Annotated in this window: 1 protein-coding gene and 1 pseudogene; both read left to right on the top strand. The window is 73.7% G+C overall.

The annotated features are described in order from the left end of the window. Positions 1-190: pseudogene (locus tag SACSA_RS21065) on the top strand (Acg family FMN-binding oxidoreductase); the annotation flags it as partial. A gap of 107 nt (positions 191-297) precedes the next feature. Beyond that, positions 298-2,037, top strand: a complete 1,740-nt coding sequence (locus SACSA_RS0101940; RefSeq protein ID WP_028661438.1) for a sensor histidine kinase — start codon at positions 298-300, stop codon at positions 2,035-2,037. Positions 2,038-2,059: the final 22 nt, after the last annotated feature.

The raw sequence follows: 2,059 nt of genomic DNA on the forward strand, positions 1-2,059 counted from the left end.
GGTCGCGCTCCAGCGGGCGTGGCTGGCGGCCGTGGCCCGGGGACTGACGGTCGAGCCGGTGCTCGAACCGTTCGCGGCGCGAGAGTTCCGCCAGCGCATGGCCCGGCACGCGGGTGTCGAGGGCAGCCCCCAGGCGCTGCTGTTGCTCGGGCGTCGCGGCGCCGTCCCGTACCCACGGCCACCCGTCTGACCTGGCAGGAGAGGGCTCCGCGCGTCCCTCGGTCCCCGGTTCCGAAGCCCGGTTGAGCCGGGCCGCGTCGGGGAATACGGACTGTGGCGACGATCGGAGAGGCACCGATGCCAGTGGAGCACTCCGCCAGCGGTGGGCTCGGTGACCACCGTCCCGGCACGCACGCGCTCGCGGGACTGCGCCTCGACGAGCTGCTGCACGAGGTGCGGGAACGGCTGAGTGAGATCGTCGGGACCCGCGACCGGCTCCAGGGACTGCTCGACGCGGTACTCGCCGTCGCCTCCGGCCTCGAACTCGACTCGACACTGCAACGCATCGTGCGGGCCGCGACCGAACTGGTCGACGCCCGGTACGGGGCGTTGGGCGTGCTCGACGACCGCGGCGGGCTCGCGGAGTTCGTCCACCACGGCATCGACCCGGACACGCGGGCGCGCATGACGCACCTGCCCGAGGGGCGCGGCCTGCTCGGCCTGTTGATCGACGACCCGCGCCCGGTCCGGCTGGCCGATCTGTCGCGGCACCCGGCCTCCGTCGGCTTTCCCGCCAACCACCCGCCCATGCGGAGCTTCCTCGGCGTGCCCGTGCGCGTGCGCGACACCGTGTTCGGCAACCTCTATCTCACCGAGAAGCGCGGTGGCGTCGAGTTCACCACCGACGACGAGGTGGTGCTCCAGGCACTGGCCGCCGCGGCCGGGGTCGCCGTGGACAACGCCCGGCTCTTCGAACGCTCCCGGATGCGGGAACGGTGGCTCGGCGCGGTCGCCGAGATCAACGGGGAGCTGCTCGGCGGAGCCTCGGTGGAGGACACGCTGGAACTCGTCGTGCGGCGTGTGTGCGAGCTGGCCGAGGGCCACGACGCGGTGATCCTGCTGGGCCCCGAGGAGACCTCACGCGAGGTGTCGGTGACGGTCTCCACGGGTGAGCGGGCGCGCAGGCTCGACGGGCTGACCGTGGACCCCGAGGGCCCGTCGCCGGTCGCCGAGGCGATGCGTTCGGGCACCGCGCGCCTGGTCGCCGACCTCACCTCCGTGTTCCCGGACGAGCCCACGGTGTCCTCGGCCGGACTGGGCCCGGGCGTGGTGCTGCCGCTGTCGGCGGCGTCGGGGCCGGGCGGGGTCCTGGTGGTGGCGCGCGCGAAGGGGGCACCGGCGTTCACCGCCGACCAGGTCCCGATGCTCAGCTCGCTGGCCGACCAGGCCGCGGTGGCGCTGGAGTTCGCCGACAAGCAGCGCAACCAGCGCCTGCTGGACCTGCTCGCCGACCGCGACCGCATCGCCGGTGACCTGCACGACCACGTCATCCAGCGGCTCTTCGCCACGGGCATGAGCCTGCAGGGCACGCTGCGCAGGATCGGCGACCACTACGCGCGCGGCCGTGTCGAGCAAGCTGTGGAGCAGCTCGACCGGACCGTGCGCGAAATCCGCACCTCGATCTTCGACCTGCACACCGGCGGGTACGCCTCGGACGGGCTGCGACGGCGCCTGCTCGACGTCGTCGCCGAACTCACCCCGGAGACCACCGTGTCGCCGTCGGTCCGCATTTCCGGCGCCGTGGACAGCGAGGTACCCCCGTCGGTGGGTGAGCACGCCGAGGCGGTGCTGCGCGAGGCGTTGAGCAACGCGTTGCGCCATTCCGGCGCCGACCGGGTGGAGATCGCGGTGGAGCTGGCGGGGGACGTGCTGGTCGTGGAGGTCGCCGACAACGGCGTCGGGCTCCCTGCCGATCTGGCGCACCGCAGCGGCCTCGACAATCTGCGCCGCCGCGCCGTCCGGTGCGGCGGTGAGCTGCGCCTGGACGACGAGCCCGGCGGCGGCACGCGGGTCACCTGGCGCGTGCCCCTGCACTGACCGCCCTTCGGCACTGACCGTG

Source organism: Saccharomonospora saliphila YIM 90502 (genome assembly GCF_000383795.1).
GTDB classification, from domain to species: Bacteria; Actinomycetota; Actinomycetes; order Mycobacteriales; family Pseudonocardiaceae; genus Saccharomonospora; species Saccharomonospora saliphila.